1 protein-coding gene is annotated in these 1,169 nt (G+C 70.0%); it reads right to left on the bottom strand.

What is annotated here, in order from left to right:
- On the bottom strand, positions 1–1,169 hold a 1,169-nt coding region (tssI, locus tag ABIE20_RS27630), incomplete at both ends, for a type VI secretion system tip protein TssI/VgrG (protein ID WP_429508736.1).

Below are 1,169 nucleotides of genomic sequence, written 5' to 3'. Positions count from 1 at the left end.
TGGTCGGGGTCGCCGTCCAGGTAGCTGATGATCAGTTCCTGGCCGACCCGGGGGATGGCCATGGCGCCCCAGGTGGCGCCGGCCCAGCCCTGGGCGACGCGGATCCAGCAGGAGCTGTGGTCGTCCTGGTTGCTGTCGCGGTCCCAGGGGAAACTGACTTTGACCCGGCCCCATTCGTCGCAGTAGATCTCTTCGCCCGGCGGGCCGACCACGCTGGCGATCTGCGGGCCGTCGATGCGCGGCTTGGGCCGTAGCGGCGCTTTCCAGTCGGCGTCCCAGCGGATGGCGCTGGCGCTGAGCCGGTAGGCGGTGCCGCTGTCGCTGCCGAAGGCCTCTTCGAGCAGGCTGCTGTGCTGCGTGCCGTGATGTTCGATGGCGATGGTGCGCCAGCGGTCGTTGAAGTCTTCGCGCGGGTGGTCGTTGAGGTCGAAGGCCAGGCCCGGCTGCAGGCGCGCGTCGTCGCCTTCCATGTGGGCCAGGCGGGCGTCGCTGCGCAGGGCGGTCAGGCGGGTTTTGGTGAAGGGCTTGCCGCTGGCGTCGCGCTTGTAGCGGCCGGGGTAGTCGTAGCGTTCGTAGTCGGTGTGCTGGTGGTCGAGGTCGCTGGCGCCGACGGCGTTGTGCTGGAGGTTGTAGTAGGGGTGGGTGAAGGTGTAGTCGCGCTGCACCTGGCGCGCGCTGCGCACCTGTTCGGTGTAGTGGAAGCGGTGCAGGGCGGGCTCGGCGCTGTCGCCGCCGGCCAGCGGCTGGTAGAGCACCGGGCAGTGCTCGTGGGTGCCGATGGTGCCCAGGCCGCCGACGCGGTCGGTGAGCCACAGGGTATGGCCGTCGGCACGGTGCTCGAAGCTGTACAGCAGGCCTTCTTCGGCGGCCAGGCGGGCGATGAAGTCGAGGTCGCTTTCACCGGCCTGGACGCAGTATTCGCGTGGCCGGTGGTCGAAGCACAGGTAGGTCTTGACCTCGCTCAGGCGCTGGGCCTTGAGCACCGCGAGGATGATCTCGGGCACGCTCTGGCCCTGGAACATGCGCCAGTTCGAGCGCAGGCCGGCGCGGGCCAGGCTGGGTTCGAGCACGGCGCGGTAGCGGGTGCGGCGAAAGCCGGTGTCGCCCTGGCTGAACAGGCTGACCAGGCCGTGCACGTAGCGCACCGGGGTGTCGCCCCGCCACAGGGT

Source organism: Pseudomonas sp. 2835 (genome assembly GCF_050435905.1).
Classification (GTDB): Bacteria; Pseudomonadota; Gammaproteobacteria; order Pseudomonadales; family Pseudomonadaceae; genus Aquipseudomonas.
This window is presented reverse-complemented; position numbering and strand designations above follow the sequence as displayed.